The organism is Streptomyces sp. cf386, from assembly GCF_900103585.1.
In the GTDB taxonomy this organism is placed as follows: Bacteria; Actinomycetota; Actinomycetes; order Streptomycetales; family Streptomycetaceae; genus Streptomyces.
This window is the reverse complement of sequence record NZ_FNHV01000002.1, coordinates 577,626-602,804: the sequence shown is the minus strand read 5'-3', so window position 1 is coordinate 602,804 and position 25,179 is coordinate 577,626. Positions and strand designations below refer to the sequence as shown.

General features: G+C 70.4%; 26 protein-coding genes. 16 read left to right on the top strand and 10 right to left on the bottom strand.

The features are described 5' to 3' along the window. Positions 1-14: 14 nt before the first annotated feature. From BLU79_RS07045 to BLU79_RS07035, 3 genes are all read left to right on the top strand, one after another. Positions 15-233 carry a hypothetical protein gene (locus BLU79_RS07045; protein ID WP_143052463.1) on the top strand — a complete coding sequence of 73 codons (219 nt, stop codon included), beginning with the start codon at positions 15-17 and terminating at the stop codon, positions 231-233. Between the two features lie 140 nt (positions 234-373). After that, positions 374-2,014 (top strand): penicillin-binding transpeptidase domain-containing protein, encoded by a 1,641-nt coding sequence (locus BLU79_RS07040; protein WP_093904719.1) that lies wholly within the window; start codon positions 374-376, stop codon positions 2,012-2,014. A gap of 104 nt (positions 2,015-2,118) precedes the next feature. Next, positions 2,119-3,798, top strand: a complete 1,680-nt coding sequence (locus BLU79_RS07035; protein WP_093904718.1) for a penicillin-binding transpeptidase domain-containing protein — start codon at positions 2,119-2,121, stop codon at positions 3,796-3,798. A gap of 43 nt (positions 3,799-3,841) precedes the next feature. Here the strand turns inward: BLU79_RS07035 and BLU79_RS07030 are convergent, their stop codons facing one another. Then, complete coding sequence (locus BLU79_RS07030) at positions 3,842-4,225, bottom strand: SsgA family sporulation/cell division regulator (protein ID WP_093904717.1); 384 nt, start codon at positions 4,223-4,225, stop codon at positions 3,842-3,844. Positions 4,226-4,393: 168 nt separating this feature from the next. Here BLU79_RS07030 and BLU79_RS07025 point away from each other — a divergent pair, with 168 nt between their 5' ends. The 6 genes from BLU79_RS07025 to BLU79_RS07000 all read left to right on the top strand — a co-directional run bounded on the left by BLU79_RS07025 (position 4,394) and on the right by BLU79_RS07000 (position 9,285). Continuing rightward, the gene (locus BLU79_RS07025; protein ID WP_093904716.1) at positions 4,394-5,449 is read left to right on the top strand and encodes an energy-coupling factor ABC transporter permease; all 1,056 of its coding nucleotides are present in this window, start codon (positions 4,394-4,396) and stop codon (positions 5,447-5,449) included. Position 5,450: 1 nt separating this feature from the next. Continuing rightward, complete coding sequence (gene cbiQ, locus BLU79_RS07020) at positions 5,451-6,215, top strand: cobalt ECF transporter T component CbiQ (protein WP_093904715.1); 765 nt, start codon at positions 5,451-5,453, stop codon at positions 6,213-6,215. 5 nt (positions 6,216-6,220) lie between these two features. After that, the gene (locus BLU79_RS07015; RefSeq protein WP_093904714.1) at positions 6,221-6,976 is read left to right on the top strand and encodes an energy-coupling factor ABC transporter ATP-binding protein; all 756 of its coding nucleotides are present in this window, start codon (positions 6,221-6,223) and stop codon (positions 6,974-6,976) included. After that, positions 6,973-7,440 carry a MarR family winged helix-turn-helix transcriptional regulator gene (locus tag BLU79_RS07010; RefSeq protein WP_093904713.1) on the top strand — a complete coding sequence of 156 codons (468 nt, stop codon included), beginning with the start codon at positions 6,973-6,975 and terminating at the stop codon, positions 7,438-7,440. The genes BLU79_RS07015 and BLU79_RS07010 overlap by 4 nt, the downstream gene beginning before the upstream one ends. A gap of 134 nt (positions 7,441-7,574) precedes the next feature. Further along, positions 7,575-8,024 (top strand): organic hydroperoxide resistance protein, encoded by a 450-nt coding sequence (locus BLU79_RS07005; protein WP_093904712.1) that lies wholly within the window; start codon positions 7,575-7,577, stop codon positions 8,022-8,024. Between the two features lie 103 nt (positions 8,025-8,127). After that, entirely contained in the window at positions 8,128-9,285 is a 1,158-nt protein-coding gene (locus BLU79_RS07000) for a serine hydrolase domain-containing protein (RefSeq protein WP_093904711.1), read from the top strand. A gap of 452 nt (positions 9,286-9,737) precedes the next feature. Here BLU79_RS07000 and BLU79_RS06995 read toward each other — a convergent pair whose 3' ends face one another. Beyond that, on the bottom strand, positions 9,738-10,013 hold the full coding sequence (locus BLU79_RS06995; RefSeq protein WP_093904923.1) for a DUF1876 domain-containing protein: 276 nt from the start codon (positions 10,011-10,013) through the stop codon (positions 9,738-9,740). A gap of 144 nt (positions 10,014-10,157) precedes the next feature. Between BLU79_RS06995 and BLU79_RS06990 the strand changes: the two genes are divergently transcribed. Beyond that, positions 10,158-10,667 (top strand): HIT family protein, encoded by a 510-nt coding sequence (locus BLU79_RS06990; RefSeq protein WP_093904710.1) that lies wholly within the window; start codon positions 10,158-10,160, stop codon positions 10,665-10,667. On the opposite strand, the gene BLU79_RS06985 is transcribed toward BLU79_RS06990, so the two are convergent. Next, positions 10,616-11,077: a hypothetical protein gene (locus tag BLU79_RS06985; protein WP_093904709.1), complete on the bottom strand. Its 462-nt coding sequence runs from the start codon at positions 11,075-11,077 to the stop codon at positions 10,616-10,618. The two genes, BLU79_RS06990 and BLU79_RS06985, sit on opposite strands and share 52 nt — an antisense overlap. 224 nt (positions 11,078-11,301) lie before the next feature. Between BLU79_RS06985 and BLU79_RS06980 the strand changes: the two genes are divergently transcribed. The 3 genes from BLU79_RS06980 to BLU79_RS06970 all read left to right on the top strand — a co-directional run bounded on the left by BLU79_RS06980 (position 11,302) and on the right by BLU79_RS06970 (position 14,025). Beyond that, positions 11,302-12,801, top strand: a complete 1,500-nt coding sequence (locus BLU79_RS06980) for a purple acid phosphatase family protein (protein WP_093904708.1) — start codon at positions 11,302-11,304, stop codon at positions 12,799-12,801. 36 nt (positions 12,802-12,837) lie between these two features. Then, a complete protein-coding gene (locus BLU79_RS06975) occupies positions 12,838-13,581 on the top strand; it encodes a class I SAM-dependent methyltransferase (RefSeq protein ID WP_093904707.1) in 744 nt (247 codons plus the stop codon). Positions 13,582-13,728: 147 nt separating this feature from the next. Further along, positions 13,729-14,025 (top strand): hypothetical protein, encoded by a 297-nt coding sequence (locus BLU79_RS06970; RefSeq protein ID WP_093904706.1) that lies wholly within the window; start codon positions 13,729-13,731, stop codon positions 14,023-14,025. A gap of 44 nt (positions 14,026-14,069) precedes the next feature. Here BLU79_RS06970 and BLU79_RS06965 read toward each other — a convergent pair whose 3' ends face one another. Both BLU79_RS06965 and BLU79_RS06960 read right to left on the bottom strand, forming a co-directional pair. Further along, positions 14,070-14,915, bottom strand: coding sequence for a DMT family transporter (locus BLU79_RS06965; RefSeq protein WP_093904705.1), 846 nt, complete (start codon positions 14,913-14,915; stop codon positions 14,070-14,072). Continuing rightward, positions 14,912-15,400 carry a YbaK/EbsC family protein gene (locus BLU79_RS06960; RefSeq protein WP_093904704.1) on the bottom strand — a complete coding sequence of 163 codons (489 nt, stop codon included), beginning with the start codon at positions 15,398-15,400 and terminating at the stop codon, positions 14,912-14,914. The genes BLU79_RS06965 and BLU79_RS06960 overlap by 4 nt, the downstream gene beginning before the upstream one ends. Before the next feature lie 408 nt (positions 15,401-15,808). Between BLU79_RS06960 and BLU79_RS06950 the strand changes: the two genes are divergently transcribed. Then, positions 15,809-16,603: a methyltransferase gene (locus BLU79_RS06950; RefSeq protein WP_093904702.1), complete on the top strand. Its 795-nt coding sequence runs from the start codon at positions 15,809-15,811 to the stop codon at positions 16,601-16,603. On the opposite strand, the gene BLU79_RS06945 is transcribed toward BLU79_RS06950, so the two are convergent. Together BLU79_RS06945 and BLU79_RS06940 are read right to left on the bottom strand one after the other, a co-directional pair. After that, entirely contained in the window at positions 16,572-16,760 is a 189-nt protein-coding gene (locus tag BLU79_RS06945; RefSeq protein ID WP_093904701.1) for a DUF397 domain-containing protein, read from the bottom strand. The two genes, BLU79_RS06950 and BLU79_RS06945, sit on opposite strands and share 32 nt — an antisense overlap. Beyond that, a complete protein-coding gene (locus BLU79_RS06940) occupies positions 16,757-17,602 on the bottom strand; it encodes a helix-turn-helix domain-containing protein (RefSeq protein ID WP_371131827.1) in 846 nt (281 codons plus the stop codon). The genes BLU79_RS06945 and BLU79_RS06940 overlap by 4 nt, the downstream gene beginning before the upstream one ends. A 152-nt stretch (positions 17,603-17,754) precedes the next feature. On the opposite strand from BLU79_RS06940, the gene BLU79_RS06935 reads away from it, so the two are divergent. Continuing rightward, positions 17,755-18,159: an ATP-binding protein gene (locus tag BLU79_RS06935; RefSeq protein WP_371131826.1), complete on the top strand. Its 405-nt coding sequence runs from the start codon at positions 17,755-17,757 to the stop codon at positions 18,157-18,159. A gap of 55 nt (positions 18,160-18,214) precedes the next feature. Here the strand turns inward: BLU79_RS06935 and BLU79_RS06930 are convergent, their stop codons facing one another. Continuing rightward, positions 18,215-20,443, bottom strand: a complete 2,229-nt coding sequence (locus tag BLU79_RS06930) for an MMPL family transporter (RefSeq protein WP_093904699.1) — start codon at positions 20,441-20,443, stop codon at positions 18,215-18,217. A 181-nt stretch (positions 20,444-20,624) separates the two neighbouring features. Continuing rightward, positions 20,625-21,224 (bottom strand): TetR/AcrR family transcriptional regulator, encoded by a 600-nt coding sequence (locus BLU79_RS06925; RefSeq protein WP_093904698.1) that lies wholly within the window; start codon positions 21,222-21,224, stop codon positions 20,625-20,627. Positions 21,225-21,412: 188 nt separating this feature from the next. Between BLU79_RS06925 and BLU79_RS06920 the strand changes: the two genes are divergently transcribed. After that, complete coding sequence (locus tag BLU79_RS06920) at positions 21,413-24,646, top strand: S41 family peptidase (protein ID WP_093904697.1); 3,234 nt, start codon at positions 21,413-21,415, stop codon at positions 24,644-24,646. 253 nt (positions 24,647-24,899) lie between these two features. On the opposite strand, the gene BLU79_RS06915 is transcribed toward BLU79_RS06920, so the two are convergent. Then, positions 24,900-25,118 (bottom strand): hypothetical protein, encoded by a 219-nt coding sequence (locus tag BLU79_RS06915; protein WP_093904696.1) that lies wholly within the window; start codon positions 25,116-25,118, stop codon positions 24,900-24,902. Positions 25,119-25,179: the final 61 nt, after the last annotated feature.

The window sequence follows — 25,179 nt, the reverse complement described above, 5'->3', positions numbered from 1 at the left end:
TCGTTCACCTGGGCATGAACGTAACCAAACGGACAATTGCCGTCATCGCCCTCGCCGGTGCGGCCGTCATGTCGGCCGCCGCCCTCGCCGGCGCCGACACCCCCAGCACGCAGCCCGCGAGCACGAACCTGGTGTACCCGTACTCGGCCACCTACCCGCCGGGCGTCCTCCCCCTGGCGGCCGCTGTTCCCGCGGTCGCCCTCCTCGGCATCAATCCCCTGGGCGCCCTCTGAGGATCGCCTCCCGCTCTGAGCGCTGCAGTCGGCCGGTCGGTCCGACTGCAGCGCTCAGCCATATCCGCCAACAAAGGAAAACACCGCCACAGGTTTCCCTCACACCACTTACAGTTCGGGTGACTAACGGGGAGGGGACCATGTCCAAGGGGGTCAAAGTCGCCGTAATAGGCGGCGTGTTCGCCGTGATGGTGGGCGGTGCCGGGTACGGCGCGTACAACATCATGTCCGCGTTGAACGGGGGTGGGGCGACGGGGGCCGCGGGGCCGGCGCCCGTGCAGTCCGGGCCGCCCAGTGCGGACGAGGTCGAGGAGACCACGAAGAAGTTCTTCGCGGCCTGGGAGAAGGGGCAGGCGGCGCAGGCGGCGGCGTTCACGAACAATGACACCGCTGCCGAGCGGGTGCTGACGTCGTACGGCGAGGGCGCCCACATCACCGGCGTGAAGATCACGCCGGGGAGCGCGAGCGGCGCCACCGTGCCGTTCAGCGTGAAGGCGAAGGTGTCCTACGGCGGGAAGTCCAAGGCGCTCGACTACCGGAGCGAGCTCACCGTCGTCCGCGGGCTCACCACCGGCAAGGCCCTGGTCGACTGGGAACCCACCGTGATCCACCCGGAGTTGAAGCGGGACGACACCCTGGTCACCGGCGAGGCGGCGAGCCCGCCCATCGAGGCCGTCGACCGCAACGGCACCGTGCTGACGAAGGAGAAGTACCCCTCCCTCGGCCCGATCCTGGACTCCCTGCGCGACAAGTACGGCGACAAGGCCGGCGGCGAGGCCGGTGTCGAGCTGGCGATACGGCACGCCGACGAGTCGCCGGACACCTCGCTGCTGACTCTCGCCAAGGGCAAGCCCGGCAAGCTGGAGACGACGCTCAGCGCGAGCGTGCAGGCGGCCGCCGAGAAGGCCGTGAAGCAGTACGCCCAGTCCTCGGTGGTGGCCCTCAAGCCGAGCACCGGCGAGGTGCTGGCGGTGGCGAACCATCGCGACGACGCCTGGAACGCGGCCTTCGAGGGCAAGGTCGCCCCGGGCTCCACCATGAAGATCATCACCGCGGCGATGCTCATCGACAACGGCGTGACCTCGATGAACGGCCCGGCCCCCTGCCCGCCGACGGCCATGTGGCAGAGCCAGACCTTCAAGAACCTCACGGGCCTGGAGCCCGACGAGAGCGCGAACGCCACGCTGGCCAACGGCTTCATGCGCTCCTGTAACACCGCCTTCATCAAGCTCGTCGACGAGGACCCGCTCACGGACGCCTCGCTGACGGCGGAGGCCGAGGAGCGGTTCGGGCTCGGCCGCGACTGGAAGACCGGTATCACCTCCTTCGACGGCAGTGTCCCCGCCTCCACCGGCCCGGACCGTGCGGCCAACGCCATCGGCCAGGGCCAGGTCCAGATGAACCCGCTGAACATGGCGTCGGTGACGGCGACCGCGATCACGGGCCGGTTCCGGCAGCCGTATCTGGTCGCGCGCGACCTCGACGACCGGCCGTTCGCCACCGCCGACGGGCTGCGGGCGAGCACCGCCGCCCAGCTGAAGCAGATGATGCGGCTGACCGCGACCGCGTCCCAGGGCACCGCCGTCCAGGCCATGTCCGGGCTCGGCGGCGACATCGGTGCCAAGACCGGTTCCGCCGAGGTCGACGGAAAGGCCACCTCTGACAGCTGGTTCACCGGTTTCCGTGATGATGTGGCGGCTGCGGCCATGTCCCAGCAGGGCGGCCACGGCGGCGACGCGGCGGGGCCGATTGTCGCAGCCGTGCTACGAGCGTCCGGCTGAACTTATCCGTCGCGGCACGGGACTCTAGTGTGGTCGTCGTCGTTGGTATGCGTGAGGTCGGCGGGGCGGCGGGGGCCCCTGAATACGCGAGGGAACTGAAGGCAGTGGGTAACAGAAGGCGCGTCGCCGAGCGACGGAAGACCAACCCCGCGGTGCTCGGCGGGATGATCGCCGTGGTCATCGGCGGCGCCGGGTTCGGCGTCTACGCCTTGTACGGCGGTGGAGCGGTGGCCGACAGCCGTACGCCGACGGCGTCCGCCGGCGACGAGAAGGCGAAGAAGGTCAAGACCGGCCCGCTGTCGGCCAAGGAGGTCAGCGGCGCGGCCGAGACCTTCCTCACCGCCTGGCAGCAGGGCAAGGTGCCCCAGGCCGCCGCCGCCACCGACGACACCACGGCCGCCCGGACCCTGCTGGCGGGCTACACCAAGGACGCGCACATCTCGGACGTCACCCTCACCGAGGGCACCCGCACCGGCGCCAAGGTCCCCTTCTCCGTGAAGGCGACGGTGACGTACAAGGGCACCAGCAAGCCGCTGGCGTACGACAGTTCGCTGACCGTCGTCCGCCGCGCCGAGGACGGAAAGCCGCTGGTCGAGTGGCACTCCGCGATCGTCCACCCCGACCTGAAGGACGGGGACACCCTCGTCACCGGCGAGTCCGGCACCCCGCCGGTCAAGGCGCTCGACCGGGACGGCGGCGAGCTGACGGAGGACGAGTACCCGTCGCTGGGCTCGGTCCTGGACGGGCTGCGCGAGAAGTACGGCGAGAAGGCCGGCGGCAAGGCGGGCGTCGAGCTCCAGGTGGTCCGGGGCGCGGACTCCAAGAAGGCCGAACTGTCCGACAAGACCCTGCTGGAGCTGAGCAAGGGCACGCCGGGCACGGTGAAGACGACGCTGAACCCGGCGCTGCAGGCCGCCGCGGAGAAGCAGGTGGCCGCCAAGTCGAAGGCGTCGGTGGTCGTCCTGCGCCCGTCGACCGGCGAGATCCTGGCGGTCGCGAACTCCTCGAAGGGCTTCAACACCGCCTTCCAGGGCTCCCTCGCCCCCGGCTCCACGATGAAGGTCATCACCTCCTCGCTGCTGATCGAGAAGGGCCTCGCGTCGGCGGACAAGCAGCACCCCTGCCCGAAGTACTTCACGTACGGCCACTGGAAGTTCCAGAACGACGACAAATTCGAGATCAAGGGCGGCACCTTCAAGGCGAGCTTCGCCCGCTCCTGCAACACCGCCTTCATCAGCCAGGCCGGCGAGCTGGACAACGACAGCCTGACCAAGCAGGCCCAGCAGGTCTTCGGGCTGTCGATGAACAACTGGTCCGTCGGCGTCCCGACCTTCGACGGCGCCGTCCCGGTCCAGTCCCAGGCCCAGATGGCGGCCTCGCTGATCGGCCAGGGCGGGGTGCGGATGAACCCGCTGAACATGGCGTCGGTCTCGGCGACGGTCAAGACGGGCACCTTCAAGCAGCCCTACCTGGTGGCCCCGACGGTCGACAACCGCACCCTCGCCACCGCCTCCCGCAGCATGTCGGCGGGCACGCTGTCGCAGTTGCGCGAGCTGATGGCCTACACGGCGGCGTACGGGACGGCGGCCGAGGCGATGTCCGGGGTCACCGGTGACGTCGGCGCGAAGACGGGCTCGGCGGAGGTCGACGGCCAGAAGAAGCCGAACGGCTGGTTCACCGCGTACCGGGGCGACCTGGCCGCGGCGGGCGTGGTCCAGTCGGGCGGCCACGGCGGCGAGACGGCGGGGCCGATCGTGGCGGCTCTGCTGAAGATGGGCGGCTGAGCCTCAGCGGCGCAAGCCGGGACCCGACACCGCGAGCCGGAACTCAACGCCGGAGCTGGGTCTCCGGCTGTCGCGCGGGCGCCGCCGCGGCCAGATAGGTCCGCCGCAGAAACCTCATCAACGCCTTCGACTCGAACTGCACCACGGACACACCCTGGGCCGAGTGGAACTCCACCACGGCCTGCACCCGCCCGCACGGCCACACCCGTATCTCGCCGCTCTCGGCCGGCGCACGCAGCCCCTGCTCCAGCAGGGAACGCGAGAACGTCCACTCATGTGCCTCGCGCCCGGGCAAACGAATGCGCACCGCGCGCGGATCGGTCTCGGGGTCGTACTTCAGGACGACCGGTACGGCGTCCTGTTCTTCCGCCAGGATGTCCGCGTCCGTGACGATGTGAACTCGTGCGTACTGCTCGACTACCGACATCGGACGGCCCCTTACCCTGGGTGACCTGTGCGAAAGCTGTGCATTCACTCCCCCTCCAATGTCGCATATCTTCCGGAATGCGCCCCTTGAGGCAGGCATATATCACGTGTGCGATACACAAGCCGCTCGCTCTTGCAAGTGGTTCGCATTTGGCCACATCATCGAACAGTGCATGTACCTGATGGATTCATAGACGCCCCCACCTCGGTCGCGACCGGCGTGGTCGCCGCTGCCGCCGTCGCCGTGAGCCTGCGCGGCGCACGCCGTGAGCTCGACGAGCGGACCGCCCCGCTGGCCGGCCTGGTGGCCGCGTTCGTCTTCGCGGTGCAGATGCTGAACTTCCCGGTGGCGGCCGGGACCAGCGGACATCTGCTCGGCGGCGCCCTGGCCGCGATACTCGTCGGCCCCTACACCGGCGTGCTGTGCATCTCCGTGGTCCTGCTCATGCAGGGCATCCTCTTCGCGGACGGCGGCCTGACCGCGCTCGGCGTGAACATCACGTGCATGGGCATCGTCACGGTGGTCGTGGCGTACGGCCTCTTCCGCGGCCTGGTCAAGATCCTGCCGCGCACCCGCCGCTCCGTGACCGCCGCCTCCTTCGTCGCCGCGCTCGTCTCGGTCCCGGCCTCGGCACTCGTCTTCACGGCGCTGTACGCCGTCGGCGGCACCACCGACGTCTCCATCGCCAAGGTCGCCACCGCCATGGTCGGCGTGCACATCCTGATCGGCATCGGCGAGGCCGCGATCACCGCGCTGACGGTGGGTGCCGTGCTGGCCGTACGGCCGGATCTCGTCTACGGCGCCCGCGACCTGCGCCAGCGCCTCCAGCTGCGGGTGAACGGCGAGCTTGTCGACGCCCCCGCCGCCGAGCCGGCCGCCCCGGTCGCCGCCCGCTCCCCGCGCAAGGTGTGGGCCGTGGGTCTGGTCACCTCCCTGGTCCTCGCCGGGTTCGTCAGCTTCTACGCCTCCGCCAACCCGGACGGGCTGGAGAAGGTCGCCGCCGACAAGGGCATCGACGAGAAGGTCGAGGAGCACGCCGCCGCCGACTCGCCGCTCGCCGACTACGGCGTCAAGGACATCGACAACGTCCGCCTGTCCGGAGGGCTCGCGGGCGTCATCGGCGTCGGCGTGACCGTCCTCGCGGGCACCGGCGTCTTCTGGGCGGTGCGCACGCGTCGTACGGCCGACGCGTCCGACGCCTCGCCGACGACCACGAGCGTCTGACATGGGCAGCGGGCACGCCGCCCACCAGCTCTACCGGCCCGGGCACTCGCCCGTGCACGCCCTGCCTCCGCACGCCAAGCTGGTCGCCACGTTCGCCTTCGTGCTGGTCGTGGTGTCGACGCCGCGGGAGGCGATGTGGGCGTTCGGCCTGTACGCCGTGCTGCTCGGGCTCGTCGCGTACGTCGCGCGCGTGCCCGCCGGCTACCTGCTCAAGCGGCTGCTGATCGAGGTGCCGTTCGTCGCGTTCGCCGTGCTGATGCCGTTCGTGGCGGAGGGCGAACGGGTCGAGGTGCTGGGCCTGTCGCTGAGCGTCAACGGACTGTGGGGCGCGTGGAACGTGCTGGCCAAGGGCACCCTCGGCGTCGCCGCCTCCGTCCTGCTCGCCTCCACGACCGAGCTGCGCGCACTGCTCCTCGGCCTGCAGCGGCTGAAGCTGCCGCCGCTGCTCGTACAGATCGCGTCCTTCATGATCCGGTACGGCGACCTCATCACGGACGAGATGCGGCGGATGCGCATCGCACGCGAGTCGCGCGGCTTCGAGGCGCGGGGCATCCGGCACTGGGGCGTGCTCGGGAAGTCGGCGGGCGCGCTGTTCATCCGGTCCTACGAGCGCGGCGAGCGGGTCCATCTGGCCATGCTCAGCCGCGGGTACGCCGGTTCGATGCCGGTGATCGACGAGGTGACCGCATCCCGGGCGCAGTGGTCGTACGCCCTCGCTCTTCCGTTCGCGGCCCTCGCGGTCTGCTTGTTGGGATGGACCCTGTGACTGACATGACCCCCGCACCTTCGCTGGACGTCTCCGGCCTCGCCTTCGCCTACCCCGACGGCCACCAGGCCCTGTTCGGCGTGGACTTCTCCCTCGCGCGCGGCGAGCGGGTCGCGCTGCTCGGGCCGAACGGCGCCGGCAAGACGACCCTCGTCCTGCACCTCAACGGCATCCTGACCGGCGGCGCGGGCACGGTGAAGGTCGCCGGGCTGCCCGTCGGCAAGCAGCATATGGCCGAGATCCGGCGCCGGGTCGGGATCGTGTTCCAGGACCCGGACGACCAGCTCTTCATGCCGACGGTCCGTGAGGACGTCGCCTTCGGGCCGGCGGCGGCCGGGATCAAGGGGCCCGAGCTGGAGGAGCGCGTCGACCGGGCGCTCGCCCAGGTCGGCATGGCGGAGTTCAAGGACCGGCCCCCGCACCACCTCTCCTTCGGTCAGCGGCGCCGGGTCGCGGTGGCGACGGTGCTCGTGATGGAACCGGAGATCCTCGTCCTCGACGAGCCGTCCTCCAACCTCGACCCCGCCTCCCGCCGCGAACTGGCCGACATCCTGCGCTCGTTGGACGTCACGGTCCTGATGGTCACGCACGACCTGCCGTACGCGCTGGAGCTGTGCCCGCGCTCGCTCGTCCTCAGCGAGGGCGTGATCGCGGCGGACGGAAAGACCGGCGAACTCCTCGCGGACGAGGATCTGATGAGCGCCCACCGGCTGGAGCTGCCGTTCGGCTTCGACCCGCGCTCCGTGACAATGGGCGCGTGACGAACGAGGAACCGACGGACGAGGGCTCGCTGGCGCTCGACGAGCAGCTGTGCTTCGCGCTGTACGCCGCCCAGCGCGCGGTGACGGCCGCGTACCGCCCGCTGCTCGACGAACTCGGCCTCACCTACCCCCAGTACCTCGTCCTGCTGGTCCTCTGGGAGCGCGGCGAGACGACGGTCAAGGAGCTGGCGACCGCCCTGCGGCTCGACTACGGCACCGTCTCCCCGCTGCTGAAGCGGCTGGAGGCGGCGGGGCTGGTGCGCCGTGAGCGCTCGGCGCGGGACGAGCGGTCGGTGCTGGTCGCGGTGACCGGGGAGGGGGAACGGCTGCGGGAGCGTGCGGAGTGCGTACCGGGCACGCTGCTCACGGAGACCGGGCTCGGCGGCCCCGAGGTCGCCCGGCTGCGGGAGGAGTTGTGGCAGCTGGCGGCGAAGGCGACGGCGGCGGCCGAGCGCAACCGCTGATACCGCTACCACTGATCCCTCCACCCCTGATCTCGGGTTACCGACAGTTGCCCACCCCACGTACCGATGGGATTGCTACCGACCAGTACCTTGTGCACGATGTACTTGTGCATGCTGTATCTGGGGGAGGGCCAATGACCGCCGAGGGCACCGCCGTCGACACCCGTCCGACGAAGATCACGTACGTCGCCGAGGCCACCGCACACGGCGGCCGGGACGGGTTTGTCAGCAGCCAGGACGGCCAGATCGACCTCAAGGTCGCGATGCCCCCGGAACTGGGCGGCGACGGCAACGGCACCAACCCCGAGCAGCTCTTCGCCGCCGGGTACAGCTCCTGCTTCCACAACGCGCTGATCCTCGTCGGCAACCGCGAGGGCTACGACCTCACCGGATCCACGGTCGCCGCGAAGGTCGGCATCGGCCCCAACAAGCACCGCGGCTACGGCCTCGCGGTCGCCCTCAGCGTCTCTCTGCCGGTGCTGGACCCGGACATCGCGGCCAAGCTGGTGGACGCGGCGCACGACGTCTGCCCGTACTCCAACGCGACCCGCGGCAACATCGACGTCACGATCCTGCTCGGGTAGCGAGACGTCGGCCACAGATCGGAATCCAAGGCCACGGACCCGTGTTGGACTGACTGTCGAAGGCGCACAAGACGTGCGGGACGGACGCAGAGGGAGCACGGGCGTGGACGTGAACGGCACAGTGGCCGAGGGCTTCGAGCCGGTCAGGGAGGCGTTCGCCCGGAACTTCGACACGCTCGGGGAGCGGGGCGCGGCGGTGGCCGTGTACCGGGACGGTCGCAAGGTCGTGGACCTGTGGGCCGGGACGAAGGACGTCGACGGTACGCAGCCGTGGGATCACGGCACCGCGCAGGTCGTGCGCTCGGCGACAAAGGGCGTAGCCGCCGCCGTACCCCTCCTCCTGCACCAGCGTGGGGAACTGGACCTGAACGCACCGTTGTCCGAGTACTGGCCGGAGTTCAAGGCACATGGCAAGGAGCGACTCCTTGTCCGGCACGTTCTGAACCACCGCGCGGGGCTCCCTGCCCTCGACCGCCCGCTCACCCCCGAGGAGGCCCTCGACCCGCACCGCGGCCCCGAGGCGGTGGCGGCGCAGGCGCCCGCGTGGGAGCCGGGCACCGATCACGGCTATCACGCGCTGACGTACGGCTGGATGCTCGACGAACTGGTCCGGCGCGTGACGGGACAGTGGACCGGCGAGTGGCTGGCAACAGAGGTCACCGACCCGTTGAACGCCGACCTGTGGCTGGGCCTGCCACAGTCGGAGGAGTCCCGAGTAGGCCGTACCGGCCGCGTGGACGGTCCCGAACCGTCAGGCGCACTGCGCTCCCGCCCGAAGCGCTCGGTCACCGAGGCCTACGACGACCCGAACTCCCTCACCCGCCGCGCCTTCGCCGCCATCACCCCGTTCCCCGACCAGAACGACCCCGCCTACCGCGCCGCCGCCCTCCCCGCGACGAACGGCATCGCGACGGCCGACGGTCTGGCCCGCGTCTACGCGGCCCTGATCGGCGAGGTCGACGGCATCCGCCTCTTCGACCCGCCCACGGTGGATCTGGCCCGCACCGAAGAGTCCTCGGGCCCCGACCGCGTCCTGATCGTGAACACCCGCTTCGGCCTCGGCTACATGCTCCACGGCACAGCGTCCCCCCTCCTGTCCCCCGCCTCCTTCGGCCACCCCGGCCGAGGCGGCGCCCTCGGCTTCGCCGACCCGCACACAGGCATCGCCTTCGGCTACGTGACCAACGGCTTCCGCAAGACGGTGACGGCGGACCCGAGGGCACAGGCGTTGGTACGGGCGGTGCGGACGGTGGTGGGGTAGCCGGCGGGGCGGGTGTGGAGGAGCGCCGACGGACACGCGGGCTTCACCGACCGCGCGGGGGCGTCATCGGCCACGCGGGCCCGGATCGGCGTTCGGGCATGGATCGGCCACCCGGGCCGATGAAGGCCGATCCGAGAGCACAGGCCTTGGCACAGGCAACGCCGACGACACCGACGTAACCGCCACGTCGGCCGCCGGGACGAGTAACGGGGCGGCAGCACCAACGAACGCGCAGGCCTCACCGACCGCGCGCAGGCGTCACCGGCCACGCGGGCGCGGGCCCAGCCGCTCAGGCCAATGACGCCGCCCGGGCCGGCCGCGGCGCCCGAGCCGGTCGCGGCACCCGAGCCAGTCACCGCGCCCGAGCCAGTCACCGCGCCCGAGCCAATGACGCCGCTCGACGGGTCTCCAACCGCTCGGCGGCGATGGTGGGGCAGGACGGTCAGGGTTGGTCAGACGTGGATTGGGTGGGACGTGCGGCCCGAGGCCTGGTCGATTTCGCCGTGGGCCTTGGTGAGTAGTTGCATCGCCAGTTCGTTCAGGGCACGGGCCGCGGCGATCTCCTCGCCGACCCGTGGCTGATTGGAGTCGGTGTGGTGCCGTGTGGCGTGTCCGTGGGCGCGTACCTCGGAGCCGTCGGGGAGACGCACCAGCGCGACCGCCCGGGTGTGCTGGTCGTCCTCCAGGAACTCCATCTCGACATGCCATCCCACTGTGGTGTGCATCATGACGATCACCTCCGGAAGACCTGCTTCCAGGGTGCGCCCGAGAGGGCACCGGCGACCAGTCGGGCTCGGCATACTCTTGCGGACAATTCAGCTTGCGGACACTTCAGAGCGACGGGGAACGTCAGGGAGCGACAGGGATGGTCCATGGGCGTCCGTGAACAGGACTGCGTCTTCTGCGAGATCGTCGCCGGCACCGGCGAGGCGCGGGTGGTGCACGAGGACGAGCACACCCTCGCCTTCTTCCCGCTGGCGCCCGCCACCCGGGGGCACACCCTGGTCGTGCCGAAGGCGCACGCGGCGGACCTGTGGGCGATGGACGAGGCGGCGGCCCAGCGGCTCTTCCACACCGTCATGGTGGTGGGCCGGGCGCTCCGCGAGGTTCTCCGGCCCGCCGGCATGAACGTCGTCAACTCCGCGGGCGCGGTGGCCACCCAGACCGTGTTCCACACCCATGTGCACCTCGTGCCGCGCAGCCCCGGCGACACGATGGGGTCCATCTGGCCGCCGAAGGGCGCGGGCTTCCGGTACGAGGACGAGGCCGCGACCGACGCGCTCGCCGCCCGCCTCTCCGCGGCCATCGGCCCACCGGAACCCACGCCCACTCACAGAGCGAACACGACCAGCGCCAGGTCGGCCAGCAGCAACGGCGCGTAGAACAGCAGCAGTGTCGGCGTCAGCCACACCTCCGGCCACGGCATCCGGGCCAGATACGGCGCCACGTTCATGGAGAGCATCTCGACCGAGCTGTCGGGGCTCCGCGCATCGTCGTAGAGCCGGCGGAAGGCCCGCTCCTGGCGTAGGAAGTAGCAGTCCAGGTACCAGAAGCAGAGCAGCGGCACGATGCCGACGCCCGCGATCTGCCAGCTCAACCGGCTCGCGGACAGCGCGAACAGGCCCGCGGCCAGGGTCAGCGCCCAGCCCTTCACCAGGAACGAGTTGGTCCCCAATCGCGTGATCGTCGCCTGGATGAACTCAAGGTGCTTGATCCGGTCCGCGCCCAACGGCTCGCGGCCACCGATCTCCGCCCCCTCCGCGCCCTCCGAACCCTCACTCAGCGCAGTCACTGCCCGCCCCCTCGGTGAGCCCTCACCCGGCCCGACCGATCGTAGTACCGGATCAAAGACCACAACTCGGGATCAGTGAGACTCGGCACACTCCTTACGATGACCGCCTTCGCCCTGCTTCCATGGAGATGTCGCGTTCCGTTCCATGGAGATGTCTCGCGCCGGACCTGGCCCCGCCGCCACCGCCACCTCCCCCGTTAACCGCTCTGGGCCATATCGAGGACATGCGCTGCTGTTTCTCCGCCCACCTCCCCGCACTCGCGGCCCTGTCGGCCTTCCCCGGCCCCTGCGAGGTGCTGCGCTCCGGCGCCCGCCTCGCCCCTGCCCTGATGCGCTCGGCCTCCGCCGCCGTGCAGCGGGCGCGCTCCTCTCACCCCGATGACCTGACCGCCGTCAACCTCGAACTGGTCACTCTCACCGAGGACCGCGCGGTCATCACCTGGTACACCGGCATCCCCGGCACCAACGACGGCCTGGGCCACCCCCTCCCCGCGATCACCGAGGGCGAGATCGTCTACGGCACCCACCCCTCCCGCCTCAACCGCACCGCGTCCGAGGGCCGCCCGACCGCCCACCACCAGGTCGAGCTCACGGACCTGGAGCCGGGGCAGACGTACTACTACCAGGCCCGCTCACGCGGAGTAGCCGCCACTCCCACCCCGCTCCACCTGGTGCGCGGCAACGCGGTGGGCACCTCGACGTTCGGCTTCGGCCACAGCGGCGGCCCGTACTCCTTCACCACCCCGCAGCCCCCGCCCGGCCGCCACCTGCTCTCGGTCGCGCTCTGCAACGACCTGCACCTCGGCGAGACCACCGCAGGCCTGGTCGGCGGCATTCCCCTGCTGCGCGGGGTGGGGCAGCAGCCGGGGCGCGCACCGTATCCGGAGCTGATGAGCCGCGCGCTGGTCGAGGAGGCCCGGCGGCGCGGGGCGGACGTACTGCTGGCCGGGGGCGACATCTCGGCGGGCGGGGCGGCTGACGACCTCGGCGAGGCCCGGCGGATCCTGGACGGCTTCGGCACGCACGGGCGGGACTACTTCGTCGTACGGGGCAACCACGACCGTTCCCGGGACGACGACAACGTGTTCGGCAGGACGTTCCCGGGCGGCGGCGACGACGGGCCCGGGTTTTTCGCCCACGACCTCGGCGGGCTGCGGATCATCGGCCTCGACACCTACGCCAAGACCGGCAACGGCGCCGACGCGGGCGGGCTCGGCACCGACCAACTGGCTTGGTTCCAGGAGCGGTTGAGGGAGCAGCCGGACCAGCCGACGCTGGTGTTCGGGCACCATCCGCTGACCGTGCGGGACTCCGTCTTCCCGGTGACCCGCGGCCAGTGCCTGGAGCGCCGCCAGGCCCGCGCGATCGTCGACGCCTACGCGCAGGCCCCCGGCGTCTTCCTCCACCACGCGGGCCACACCCACCGCAACAAGCGCACCGTGCTGGTGCGGGCCCCGCACGTCACCCAGCAGGAGGTCGCCGCCGCCAAGGAGTACCCGGGCGGTTTCACCCTCCTGCGCATCCACTCCGGCGGTTACGCCCTCAACCACTACAAGGCCGACGCCCCGGCGGCCCGCCAGTGGAACGAGCGCAGCCGCCGGGTCGCCGCGGGCCTGTGGCCGCACCACGCCCTGGGCCGCTCGGTCGCCGACCGCAACAGCATCACGGCGCACGACCTGTCCGGCGTCGCCACGCACGGTCTACGCACAGACAGCGCACTGTAAATAGCAGCCGGCAGGGAGTGTCCGTAGCGTCGGAGCATGGCGACCCTCTGGGATCTCATGCGCGACTGCATCCCCGACGACCACGCCCGTCAGGTCACCTCGCGGTACTACGTCGACGAGGTGATGGGCGCCTCCGGCGCACCCGGGCTGGTCGTCGACCTGGGGTGCGGCCGCGGCACGTCCGCCGGGCTCTTCCGCCGGCACGACCCTCAGGTGCGCTGGATCGGGGTCGACATCGGTGACTCGCCCGAGGCCGGCCAACACACCCCGGGCGGCGACCCGGTGGTGCACTACGACGGCGTCCACCTCCCCCTCGGCACGGACTCGCTGCCCCTCATCTACTCCCACCAGGTCTTCGAACACGTCGCCCGCCCACGCGAACTGCTCGCGGAGATCGCCCGGGTGCTGGAGCCGGGCGGTGTGTTCATCGGATCGACGTCCCAGTTCGAGCCGTACCACTCCTTCAGCCTGTGGAACTACACCCCGTACGGCTTCCGGGTCCTGGTCGAGGAGGCGGGGCTCGCGCTGCAGGAGATCCGGCCCTCGCTCGACGGGGTGGCGCTGATCATGCGCAGCTATCTCGGCCGACCGCCCGAGTACAGCCGGTACTGGGACGAGCAGTCCCCGCTCAACTCGGAGATCGACGAGTGGGCGGCGCAGAACGGCCGCCGCCGCAGGACGGCCCTGGTGAACCTGCGGAAGCTGACGTACTGCGGACAGTTCGCGTTCCGTGTGGCCAAGCCGGTGCAAGATCGCGAAACTCGGCGCGCCGCAGGATGATTTGGGGCATTTCTTACTTAATCTCCCTTAATCGTAAGGGATCGCCCCTGCACAAACCCCGTACGCGCCCTGTGCGCACCCGGTGCGAAGAGTCGTCCCTTCACGCAGTGCATCCACTTGCATCCACCTCACTCCACCGGAGATGACATGCAGAAGCTTCGCAAGGCCGCCGTCCTGATCGCCGCCCTCAGCAGCGTGGCGCTCGTCGGCGCCGGCACCGCCCACGCCGACGGCCACGGCCACGGCCACCGAGGCGGCACCGACGTCAAGGTCCAGCAGAGCAGCTCGTGTAAGTCCCACGACCTGAACATCGACATCCTCGGCACGGTCGGGCTGCTCAACGGCCTGCTGGGCGGCGCCCTCAACGGCGAGGGCTCCGAGGGCAGCCAGAGCACCCACCTCGGCTCGACGATGGGCTGCAACAACGCCGCGTTCAGCAAGTGACCGTCTGACGGCGGGAAGCCCCGGCCGACGGCCGGGGCTTCGGCCTAACTCGCGTGCAACATCATCCCGATGCCCACCACCAGCAGCGCCGCCGCCGCGATCCGGGCCCGCCCGAACCGCTCCTTGAAGAACACGGCCCCGATGGCGGCGCCCACGATGATCGAGGACTCCCGCAGCGCGGCGATGGGCGCCAGTTCCGCCTTCGTCTGCGCCCACAGGACCAGCGCGTACGCGGTCACGGACAGCGCGGCACCGAGCAGCCCCAGCGCGGCGAACGGCCGTAGCACGGCGACGGTCCGCCCGCGCCAGCGCCACACGGCGTACGCGGGGATGGCGAGCCCCTCGACGGCCATCAGCCAGGCGATATAGCCGAGCGAGGACCCGGAGGCGCGTACGCCCAGCCCGTCGATCACGGTGTACGCCGCGATGCTCAGCCCGGTCGTCAACGCGGCGCCTATCGCGGCCCAGTTGGGCCGGTGCCCGCGCAGGCCCCACAGGGCGACGCCGACGAGTCCCGCACAGGAGACGACAATCCCGGCCGCCGCCCAGCCGTCCGGCACCTCGTGCGCGAACACGGCGGCGAACAGGGCGACCACGAGCGGGGCGGTGCCGCGCGCGATCGGATAGGCCTGCCCGAAGTCGCCCAGCCGGAAGGACTTCATCAGCAGCGCGAAGTACACGATGTGCACGACGGCCGAGGCGAGCAGATACGGCCAGGCCCCGGCCGCCGGGAACGCCCCGAAGGGCATCAGCGCCAGCCCGATCAGCACCCCGCCGCCCGAGATGAGCGTGAACCCCACCAGCTTGTCGGTGATCTTGTGCGCGATGGCGTTCCAACTGGCGTGCGTGACGGCCGCCAACAGGACAGCGGCGGTGACCAGCGGAGTCACGAAGTCTGCTCGCGCACGTCCACCAGGGTGGCACCGGCATGGGCGACAAGGTCCTTGGGCCCCATCGGGAAGACCGCGTGCGGGTTCCCGGCGGCGGCCCACACGACCTCGTGCTCCAGCAGCGACCGATCGGCGAGCACGCGCGTCTTCGTCCGGTGCCCGAAGGGCGGGACGCCGCCGATGGCGTACCCCGTCGTCTCCCGCACGACGTCCGCCTTGGCCCGCGTGACCTTCTCCACGCCGAGCTCCTTCCGCACCAGCTCGACGTCGACCCGCGACGCCCCGTCCATCAGGACCAGCACCGGCACCCCGTCCGCCGCGAAGATCAGCGACTTGCAGATCTGGCTGAGTTCGCACCCGATGGCCGCTGCGGCCTCGGCGGCGGTACGGGTGGCGTCCGGGAAGCGGACGATCCGGGCGTGGAGGTCGGCCAGCCCGAGCTCACTCAGGGCTTCGGCGAAAAGGGGGTGGGCGGCTGTCGTCATGGGGGCACGCTAGCGGTGCGTGCATGGGCCATGCGACCGATTACCCGGGGACAGCCATCGGTGTTCGGGCCAGGAACTCTGCTCAGGGAATTGCCAGGCCGACCAACCAGGCGAGGGGCAGAAAGATCAAGGGAACCGACATCAGCCAGCCCATCCCCGAAGACGTTCGCGAGCCGATGAGGACGCAGAACGGCCCCATGACGAGCACGTACAAGAAGAACACCGCCAGGACGATGACGCCCGCACCCGACCCCAAGACTTCCTCCCCGCGGCACCTGCCGCGAGAAGACGGCAGCCTCTGCACGGTCCTCCGTGCGCCACAATTTGAACACGTTCAAACGCGCCTCGTCCACAACACCCCGGGGCTTCCTGCTCGCGCGCCTCCCACACTCCCCCGAAGATGGCGATATGCCCCGATATCTCTTCGACAACACAGACGCCCGCACGCCGGACCGCTTCGCCGTCCTGGAGTCCTGCTACGACCACGTCTCCCGCCGCCAGCTCGAACTGACCGGCCTGGCGCCCGGCTGGCGCTGTCTCGAAGTCGGCGGTGGGGGCGGCTCGTTGGGCGACTGGCTGGCCGACAGAACCGGCCCCGACGGCGAGGTCACCGTCACCGACATCGACCCCCGCTGGGCCGAGTCCCGCCCGCACTCGCCCCAGGTCCGCCTTCTCCACCACGACATCGTCAACGACCCGCTCCCAGGCGACGGCTACGACCTGATCCACGCCCGGCTGGTCCTGATCCACCTGCCGGAACGGCTCGAGGTCCTCGACCGGCTCGTCACGGCGCTGCGCCCAGGCGGCACCCTGGTCCTGGAGGAGTTCGACTGCCACTGGTCGCCTGTGCTCGCGACCCCGGACGAGGCGTCCGAGTCCCTCTTCGACCACGTCCAGGCGGCCCTGCTCACACAACTGGAGAAGGCCGGTGCGGACACCCTCTGGGGCCGGCGGGTGCTGGGCGCCATGCGGCGGGCGGGCCTGGAGGACGTCACGGCGACGACATACGCCGAGTCCTGGCAGGGCGGCACCCCGGGGATCGACCTGCACCGCGTCAACGCGCAGCAGACGGAGGCGGGGCTACGGGCGGACGGCGTGACGGAGGCCGAACTGCAGCGGTTCTACGCGCTGCTGAGGGACCCGGGGTTCGTGGTCAACTCCCCTCCCTTGATCAGCGCGCGGGGAACGCGCCGAGGAAGGTAGTCCAGGTGGACGGGGCGACCGTGAGGTGGGGGGCCTCGGGGGTCTTGGAGTCGCGGATGTGGATGGTGGCGGGGGTGGTGGCGACCTCTACGCAGTCGCCGGGTTCCGGACCGCTGCTGTAGCTGCTCTTGAACCAGTGGAGTTCCGTGGCGCTCATAGTCTCCCCAGCGCTTGCTCGATGAAGGCCTGTGACTCCCTCGGCGCGAGAGCCTGCGCCCGGATCATGCCATAGCGCAGCTCAAGGATCCGAAGATCGCGAGGGCTTGAGACTGGGCGGCCATTGAACGCCCCATCGGAACGCCCGATCGCCGTGCCGTCAGGAAACTTCAGCACTTCGATCAGACCGTGCATTCCCGCGTGCTCCTCTCGGTCGGTCGGCATGACCTGGAGCGCGACGTTCCGCAACTGCCCTACTTCCAGGAGGTGTTCGAGCTGCCGACGCAACACCATCTTGCCCCCGAGAGGCCGCTCTAGCGTTACCTGCTCCTGGATAAAACAGAGCGCTGGGGCAGGCTCCTGCTCGAAGACGGACTTACGACCCATGCGCGCGGCGACCTCCCGTTCCACCACGTCCTGGGCAAGCGCAGGTTGCCGGTTCTCGAACATCGCCGTCGCGTACTCGGGTGTCTGCAACAGGCCGTGGATGTGGTGGTTGCCGTAGAGCAGCATCTCAATCGCCCGGCCCTCCATCTCCTTGAGCCTCCGCACCTTCTTCGGGTACCGAGCCAGCTCCATGTCTCGCTTGAACGCCTTGAGATGCCCTTGCGCCCTCAGGACATCGTCCGCCTTGTCCAGGAACTCCGGTCGAGGAATCCGCTGCCCCCGCTCAATCTTGCGGATCATGTCCTCGCCGTAGCCCATGACCTCCGCGAAGTCGGCCGCCCGCATCCCCGCCGCCTCCCGGCACACCTTCAGCAGCCGCCCCACCGCCTGGACCAACGGCTCGATCTCGTCCCCCGGCTCGACATCCCAACCGGCCTCATCCACCTGGTCGTTCACAGTCACCCACCTCCGACGCGCACTCGTACCCGTACAACCCCCGAGACAGCCGAGACAGCACGAGACAAACCCGGGACAGTCTCGCTACGCACGGCTGCGATCACTCACCCAGGGAAACCGATCACGCCACTCTGAGTGACATGAACCGCGAGATGACTGCCCCTGAAAACGAACTCACCCACACCATCCGCAACTTCAGCGTGCTGCTCTCCCCCACGCCCCGCGGCGCCCGCCTCGCCCGCCTCCTCGCCACGGAACAACTCCGCAGCTGGGGGCTCCCGTTGCACCCCGCGGAGCACATCGTCGCCGAGCTGGCCATCAACGCCTCCACCCACGGCCGCGTCCCCGGACGCGACTTCCGCGTGACCCTCTACGTCGTCGCCGACACCCTCCGCATCGAGGTCACGGACACCCGCGCCGACCGTCTGCCCTGCGTCGTCCCGTCCGGCCGGGGCCTGCTGCTCGTGGACGCGCTCGCGGACCGGTGGGGCGCGGCACCGGGGCCGTATCCACGCAAGACGGTCTGGGCCGAGCTTCAGCACCAACGTGGCCGGTGAAGGCAACCCGTCCCCACGGAGCCCTCACCGGCCGGTCTGTCTCAGAAGCGGCTCGTCAGACGCGCGCCAGCTCCCGCTCCCCGTCCGTGTCGGCCTCCGTCTCCGTGCGCAGGGCCTCGCCCTCCACGTCGACGTTCGGCAGAGCCCGGTCCAGCCACTTCGGCAGCCACCAGGCCTTCTTGCCGAGGAGGGCCAGGACGGCCGGGACGATGGCCATGCGGACGACGAACGCGTCGAAGAGGACCGCGATCGCGAGGCCGAAGCCGATCATCTTGACCATCGACTCGCTGGCGCCGATGAAGCCGGAGAACACCGCGATCATGATGATCGCCGCCGCCGTGACGACCCGCGCGCTGTGCCGGAAGCCGGTCACCACGGCCTGGGTCGGCCGCTCTCCGTGGACGTACGCCTCACGCATCCGCGTCACGAGGAACACCTCGTAGTCCATGGCAAGACCGAAGACCACGCCGACCATGAAGATCGGCATCATCGACATGACCGGGCCGGTCTCCTGGACGCCGAAGAGGTCGGCGAGCCAGCCCCACTGGAAGACCGCGACCACCGCACCCAGCGCCGCCAGCACGCTCAGCAGGAAGCCGAGGGCCGCCTTCAGCGGGACGAGGATCGAGCGGAAGACGAGGATCAGGAGGAGGAAGGCGAGGCCCACCACCAGGATCAGGTACGGGACGAGCGCGTCGTTCAGCTTCTGCGAGAAGTCGATGTTCATCGCGGTCGTGCCGGTGACCAGCACCTTCGCGTCCGTGTCGGCCGTGATCCCGGTGCCCGCGTCACGGATGGAGTGCACCAGGTCCTCGGTCGAGACCGACGACGGCTTGGAGTCGGGGATCACGGTGATCGTCGCCGTGTCGCCGGACTTGTTGTACGTCGCCGGGGTCACCGTGACGACGTCCTTGAGGCCCTTGATCTCGTCGGAGACCTGGGTGACCGCGCCCTTCGGGGCGTCGCTCGACTTCGCGTCGACGACCACGACGAGCGGGCCGTTGAAACCGGGGCCGAAGCCCTCGGAGAGCGTGTCGTACGCCCGGCGCTGGGTCGTCGACGTCGGCTGCGAACCGTCATCGGGGAGACCCAGTTCGAGGGAGGTCGCCGGGAGGGCCGCGGCACCGAGGCCGAGGACGCCGAGCAGGAGGACGGCCACGGGGCGGCGTACGACGAAGCTCGCCCAGCGCGTGCCCATGTTCGGCTTGTCGGAAGCCGCCTCATTGGCTCCGGCGGCCTTCTTCCTGCGCCCCCCGAAGCGCTTGCCCTTCTCGCCCGCCGGCCTGACCTTCCGGCCCGCGTAACCGAGCAGTGCCGGGACCATGGTCAGCGCGATCAGCACCGCGATGACGACCGTGCCCGCCGCGGCGACACCCATCTTCGTCAGCATCGGGACGTTCACGACCGCGAGTCCGACCAGCGCGATCACCACCGTGAGGCCGGCGAAGACCACCGCGGAGCCCGCGGTGCCGGCGGCCCGGCCCGCCGCTTCCTCGCGGTCGCGGCCCTCGGCGAGTTCGGCGCGGTAGCGGGAGACGATGAACAGGGCGTAGTCGATGCCGACCGCGAGGCCGATCATCATGGCCAGGGTGGAGGTGGTCGAGCCGAGGTCGAGGGCGTTGGCCAGCGCGGTGATCACCGAGACGCCGATGCCGACGCCGATCAGCGCCGTGAGCAGCGGCAGACCGGCCGCGATCAGCGAGCCGAAGGTGATGACGAGGACCACCGCGGCGACCGCGAGGCCGATGATCTCGGAGGAGGCCGCCTCGGGTGTCGTCTGGAGCGCGTCACCGCCGATCTCCACGGTCAGCCCGGCGTCGCGCGCCTGCTGCCCGGCATCCTCCAGGGCATCCCTGCTGGCGTCCTTCAACTCCATGCCGGGGACCTCGTAGCGCACGGAGGCGTAGGCGATGGTGCCGTCCTTGCTGACGGCGTGCGCCTTGTAGGGGTCGGCGACGGAGACGACCTCGGAGCCGTCGGACAGCTCCTTGACGGTCTTCTCGACGGTCGCCTTGTTGGCGGCGTCCGTCATCTTCTCCCCGTCCGGCGCCTTGAAGACGACCCGGGCGGTCCCGCCGTCCGCGCTGCCGCCCGGGAAGCGCTGGTCCAGCAGGTCGAAGGCCTTCTGCGCCTCGGTGCCGGGGATGGAGAAGGAGCTGGATCCGGCGCTGGGGGCGCTGGCCGCGCCGACGCCCGCGAGGGTGAGCAGTGCGACCCATATGAGGGCGACGAAATGCCGTCGCCTGAAGGCGAGCCGGCCGAGTTTGTAGAGGAACGTGGCCACGAGGGCAACTCCCGGTCAGGTCGTGTGTTGGGGCGCCCGGCCGGAGTTCCGACACAGGCCCCAGGGCAGGGGTGATCAGCCCGACGACGTGAGCGGTTACGTCAGGTGGAGGGCTTGCTTGGGGAACCCGTCAGCCAAGGGGACTCGTCGGCTGAGGGGAATCGTCAGGTGACGGGACTCGTCAGGTGACGGGTGCGCCGAGGGCGGGGAGGACCACGGCGTCGATGTACGACATGAGAAACGCCTGCGTCGGCGGCCGGTCGTCGATCAGCGTGCGGGTGGCGAACGCGCCGACGAGCATGTGCACCACGTAGTCCAGCGCGGGACAGTCGGCGCGGACCTCGCCGCGGTCGACGGCCCGTTGGACCACCCGGTGGAACTCCTCCATCTCCGGCTCGATGAGCAGTTCCTTGAAGGCCTGGAGAAGGTCCGGGTTGGCGTGCACCGCCATGAACAGACCCCGCATCAGCGCGGCGTTCTGCTGCATGGCGCAGTCGTCCTCACGGGACGTGAGGGCGTGCAGGTCGCCCCGCAGGGTCCCGGTGTCGACGTCGGAGATGTTGCCCGGCTTGTTGTGCCGGATCGCCTTCGCCACCAGCTCCGGCTTGCCGCCCCACTGGCGGTAGAGCGTCGCCTTGCTGGACCGGGTGCGGGCCGCCACGGCGTCCATGGTGAGGGCGTCGTAGCCGACCTCCCGGAGCAGGTCGAGCACGGCGCCGTACAACTCGGCCTCGCGCTCGGGGGTGATACGACTGCGCCGTGCTGTTGCCGCCTCGGTCACGGTCCTCACCTTCCCACTCCGAACGACACGGTTTCGTACACGACGACGATAGCGCACCCCGACTGCGAAACGAAACGGTTTCGTTCGTGTTCTGGCTCACGCAGGTCTCGGCCATGTCCCACTCGGATCCCACTCGGATCCTTATGTCACGAGTTGCTCAGGTACGTCTGTGGGAAAAACATGGGGACGTGAGCTATCTGCGCCTGCCGCACCTCCATGACGACCTGCTCTGCTTCGTGGCCGAGGACGACCTGTGGCTGGCCCCCCTCGACGGCCCCGGCCGCGCCTGGCGGCTCACCGTGGACCGCACCAAGATCGGCCACCCCCGCTTCTGCCCCGAGGGCCGGCGCATCGCGTACACGAGCTGGCGCAGTCTGGTCCCCGAGATCCATCTGGTCCCGGTGGACGGCGGCCCCGGCGAGCAGCTCACCCACTGGGGCTCGGCGGACACCCAGGTGTGCGGCTGGACACCCGACGGCGTGATCCTCGCCGTCGCCTCCCACGGCGAGCCCTTCTCCCACTTCACCTGGGCGTACAAGGTCCGCCCCGACGGCGACCCCGGCCGCAAACTCCCCTGGGGCCCGTGCTCCGACATCCAGGTCGCCGACATCGACGGAGAGCGCAAGAGCCTGCTCCTGACCGGCACCCCACCGCACGAACCTGCTTCCTGGAAGCGCTACCGGGGCGGGGCCACGGGCCGCCTCTGGCTGCACGGCGAACGCCTGCTCCCGGACATCGGCGGCCATCTGCACTCCCCCATGTTCGTCGGCGGCCGGATCGCCTTCCTCTCCGACCACGAGGGCGTCGGCAACCTCTACTCGTGCGCGTACGACGGCTCCGACCTGCGCCGGCACACCGACCACGACGCCTTCTACGCCCGGCACGCTTCCGGCGACGGCACCCGGGTGGTGTACCAGTGCGCGGGCGACCTGTGGATCGTGGACGACCTCGCCGCGGACAGCAAACCGCGCAAGCTCGACGTACGCCTGAGCGGGCCGCGTGCGGGACGCCGTACGTACCAGGTGCCGGCCGCCCACCACATCGACGGCATCTCCGTCGACGAGACGGGCCGCGCGAGCGCGGTGGTCGTACGCGGCAGCCTCTACTGGCTCACCCACCGGGACGGCCCCGCCCGCACGATCACCGACACCCCGGGCGTACGGGTCCGGCTCCCGGAGATGCTCGGCTCGGTCGGCCAGGTCGCGTATGTGACGGACGCCGAGGGCGAGGACGCGATCGAGATCGCCTACCTCCCCCGGGCGACCGGCGACCGGGAACCCCGCCGGCTGGCCTCCGGCGAGCTGGGCCGGGTCCTGGAGATGGTCGCCGACCCGGGCGGAGAGCGCCTCGCGATCGCGGCGCACGACGGACGGCTGCTCCTCCTCGACGTGACGGAGGACTCGAACGGCGAGGTCACGGAGCTGATCCGGTCGATCAACGGCCCCGTACGGGACCTGGCCTTCTCCCCGGACGGGACCTGGTTGACCTGGTCGCACCCGGGGATCGGCCGCTCCCTGCGCCAGATCAAGCTGGCCCGCATAAAGGACACCCTGATCGTCGACGTCACCAACGGCCGCTTCGAGGACGAGAACCCCGTGTTCACCCGGGACGGCCGCTACCTCGCCTTCCTCTCCTGGCGCGGCTTCGACCCGGTGTACGACGTCCACACCGGCGACCTGTCCTTCCCGCTCGGCTGCCGCCCCTACCTGGTCCCCCTGTCCTCGGCCACCCCCTCCCCGTTCGCCCTCAACCCCGAGGGCCGCCCGGCGGCCGGCGGTCTGGACCCGGTGGAGGACGAGGAGGGCGGGGAGGCCGGCACGACGACCATCGAGGTCGAGGGCCTGGAGAGCCGGGTCACCCCCTTCCCGGTCGCCGCCTCCAAGTACTCGGCGCTGTACCCGGTCGCGGGCGGCGGACTGGTCTGGCTGCGCTGGCCGATCTCGGGCGCGCTGGGCGAGACGTTCGCCAACCCGGACGACATGACCGGCCGGCCGACCCTCGAACACTTCAACATCAGCAAGGCGAAGAAGTCCGAACTCGTCGACCATCTGGACTGGTTCGCGGTGAGCGGCGACGGCAGCCGCCTGGTCCTGGTCGACGAGGGCGACCTGCGCGGGGTGCCCGCGAGCGAGTCCGGCGACAGCGACACGACGGTCTGGATCGACCTGCGCCGCATCCTGCACGAGGTGGACCCGACGGCGGAGTGGCGACAGTCGTACGAGGAGGCGGGCCGCCTGATCCGGGCGTACTTCTGGGAGCCGGACATGTGCGGCATCGACTGGGACGGAGTGCTGGCCCAGTACCGCCCGTTGGTCGACCGCGTGGCCTCTCCCGACGAGTTCGCGGACCTCCTGCGCGAGGTACTGGGCGAACTCGGCACCTCCCACGCGTACGTCTCCGCCGCCCGCCGCAACGAGGGCCCGCCCCACTACCAGCGCCGGCAGGGCCTGCTGGGCGCCAACTTCGAGCGCAGGGACGAGGGTTGGACGGTCCGGCGCATCCTCCCCGGCGAGTCGTCCGACTCCAAGGCCCGCTCTCCCCTGGCGGGCACCGGAATCCGCGAGGGAGCGGTCCTCACCCACGTGGACGGCCGCCCCGTGGACCCGGTCACGGGCCCCTTTCCCTTGCTGGCCGGCTCCGGCGGTACGACGGTGGAGCTGACGTTCAGTCCGGCGGAGGGCGAGGCGGGCAGATCACGCCGGGCGGCCGTGGTCCCGCTGCTCGACGAACGCCCGCTGCGCTACCAGGACTGGGTGGCCAAACGGCGCGCCGTGGTCCGGGAGTTGAGCGGCGGCCACTGCGGCTACCTGCACATCCCCGACATGGGCGGCTCGGGCTGGGCCCAGTTCAACCGGGACCTACGGATGGAGATGTCACGCCCCGCACTGATCGTCGACGTACGCGGCAACGCGGGCGGCCATATCAGCGAGCTGGTCGTGGAGAAACTGACCCGCACGATCCTGGGCTGGGACCTGACGAGAAACGCCCAGCCGGTGTCGTACGCGTCAAACGCCCCGCGTGGCCCGATCGTCGCCCTGGCCGACGAGGCGACGTCCTCAGACGGCGACATGATCACGGCGGCCTTCAAACTCCTGAAGCTCGGCCCGGTGGTCGGCCAACGCACGTGGGGCGGAGTGGTCGGCATGACCGGCCGCCACCGCCTGGGCGACGGCACGGTGATCACGGTCCCGATGAACGCGGCGTGGTTCGACGCGTACGGCTGGACCATCGAGAACAAGGGCGTAACCCCCGACCTGGAGATCCTCCGGACCCCCCTGGACTGGGCGGAGGGCAGACACGCCCAGCTGACGGACGCGGTGGAACTGGCCCTGAAACTACTGGAGTCCAACCCCCCGGCAACGCCCCCGGACTACGCACACGTACCGAATCGATCGAGGCCAGAGCTTCCCCCACGCCCCTGAGCTCTTGAGCGACGCCGGCGCAGCCTGCCTAGGGGCGCGGGGCTGTATCAGTTTGCGGCTCCGCCGCGCGGGCGCGACAAACCCCCACGTCTCTCGAGACACGGCAACCCATGCAACCCAGGGGCGCGGGGAACTGCGCGACCAGCCCCCACTCACCCGCACCCGACAACGCACCTCTCAACGCACGCCAAAACGCGGGGCACCCACCAAACAGGGGGCACCCCGCGTCCATCGGCTCAGCCGACCACGACACTTACCGGTCGTAGTCCTGGTCGAACCGCTCCTCATCGTCACGAGTAGGGCGCTCGCGCTCATCCTCACGCTGCGGCCGCTGACGACCCCGCTCCGGCTGACCCGGCTGACCGGGGTGGCCCGGCTGACCCGGACGCCCCTGCTGACCCTGCTGCCGCTGCTGCTGCGCGCGCTGCTTGAGCTGCTCGGACTTCTCCTGGAACTGGTCCTTCATACCCATGTGGGTTCACTCCCGTAGTGAGTGGGGGGGTTGGCCCCTCGCTGGGGCCTCGACCAGATTC

Coding starts and splice junctions, on each gene's coding strand:
- cbiQ (WP_093904715.1), top strand. CDS start 5,451: ATGGGCAGCGGGCACGCCGCCCACCAGCTCTACCGGCCCGGGCACTCG.
- BLU79_RS07015 (WP_093904714.1), top strand. CDS start 6,221: ATGACCCCCGCACCTTCGCTGGACGTCTCCGGCCTCGCCTTCGCCTAC.
- BLU79_RS06970 (WP_093904706.1), top strand. CDS start 13,729: ATGCAGAAGCTTCGCAAGGCCGCCGTCCTGATCGCCGCCCTCAGCAGC.
- BLU79_RS06995 (WP_093904923.1), bottom strand. CDS start 10,013: ATGATGCACACCACAGTGGGATGGCATGTCGAGATGGAGTTCCTGGAG.
- BLU79_RS06915 (WP_093904696.1), bottom strand. CDS start 25,118: ATGGGTATGAAGGACCAGTTCCAGGAGAAGTCCGAGCAGCTCAAGCAG.
- BLU79_RS06980 (WP_093904708.1), top strand. CDS start 11,302: ATGCGCTGCTGTTTCTCCGCCCACCTCCCCGCACTCGCGGCCCTGTCG.
- BLU79_RS06975 (WP_093904707.1), top strand. CDS start 12,838: ATGGCGACCCTCTGGGATCTCATGCGCGACTGCATCCCCGACGACCAC.
- BLU79_RS06935 (WP_371131826.1), top strand. CDS start 17,755: ATGACTGCCCCTGAAAACGAACTCACCCACACCATCCGCAACTTCAGC.
- BLU79_RS07040 (WP_093904719.1), top strand. CDS start 374: ATGTCCAAGGGGGTCAAAGTCGCCGTAATAGGCGGCGTGTTCGCCGTG.
- BLU79_RS07045 (WP_143052463.1), top strand. CDS start 15: ATGAACGTAACCAAACGGACAATTGCCGTCATCGCCCTCGCCGGTGCG.
- BLU79_RS07030 (WP_093904717.1), bottom strand. CDS start 4,225: ATGTCGGTAGTCGAGCAGTACGCACGAGTTCACATCGTCACGGACGCG.
- BLU79_RS06990 (WP_093904710.1), top strand. CDS start 10,158: ATGGGCGTCCGTGAACAGGACTGCGTCTTCTGCGAGATCGTCGCCGGC.
- BLU79_RS06950 (WP_093904702.1), top strand. CDS start 15,809: ATGCCCCGATATCTCTTCGACAACACAGACGCCCGCACGCCGGACCGC.
- BLU79_RS06945 (WP_093904701.1), bottom strand. CDS start 16,760: ATGAGCGCCACGGAACTCCACTGGTTCAAGAGCAGCTACAGCAGCGGT.
- BLU79_RS06960 (WP_093904704.1), bottom strand. CDS start 15,400: ATGACGACAGCCGCCCACCCCCTTTTCGCCGAAGCCCTGAGTGAGCTC.
- BLU79_RS07005 (WP_093904712.1), top strand. CDS start 7,575: ATGACCGCCGAGGGCACCGCCGTCGACACCCGTCCGACGAAGATCACG.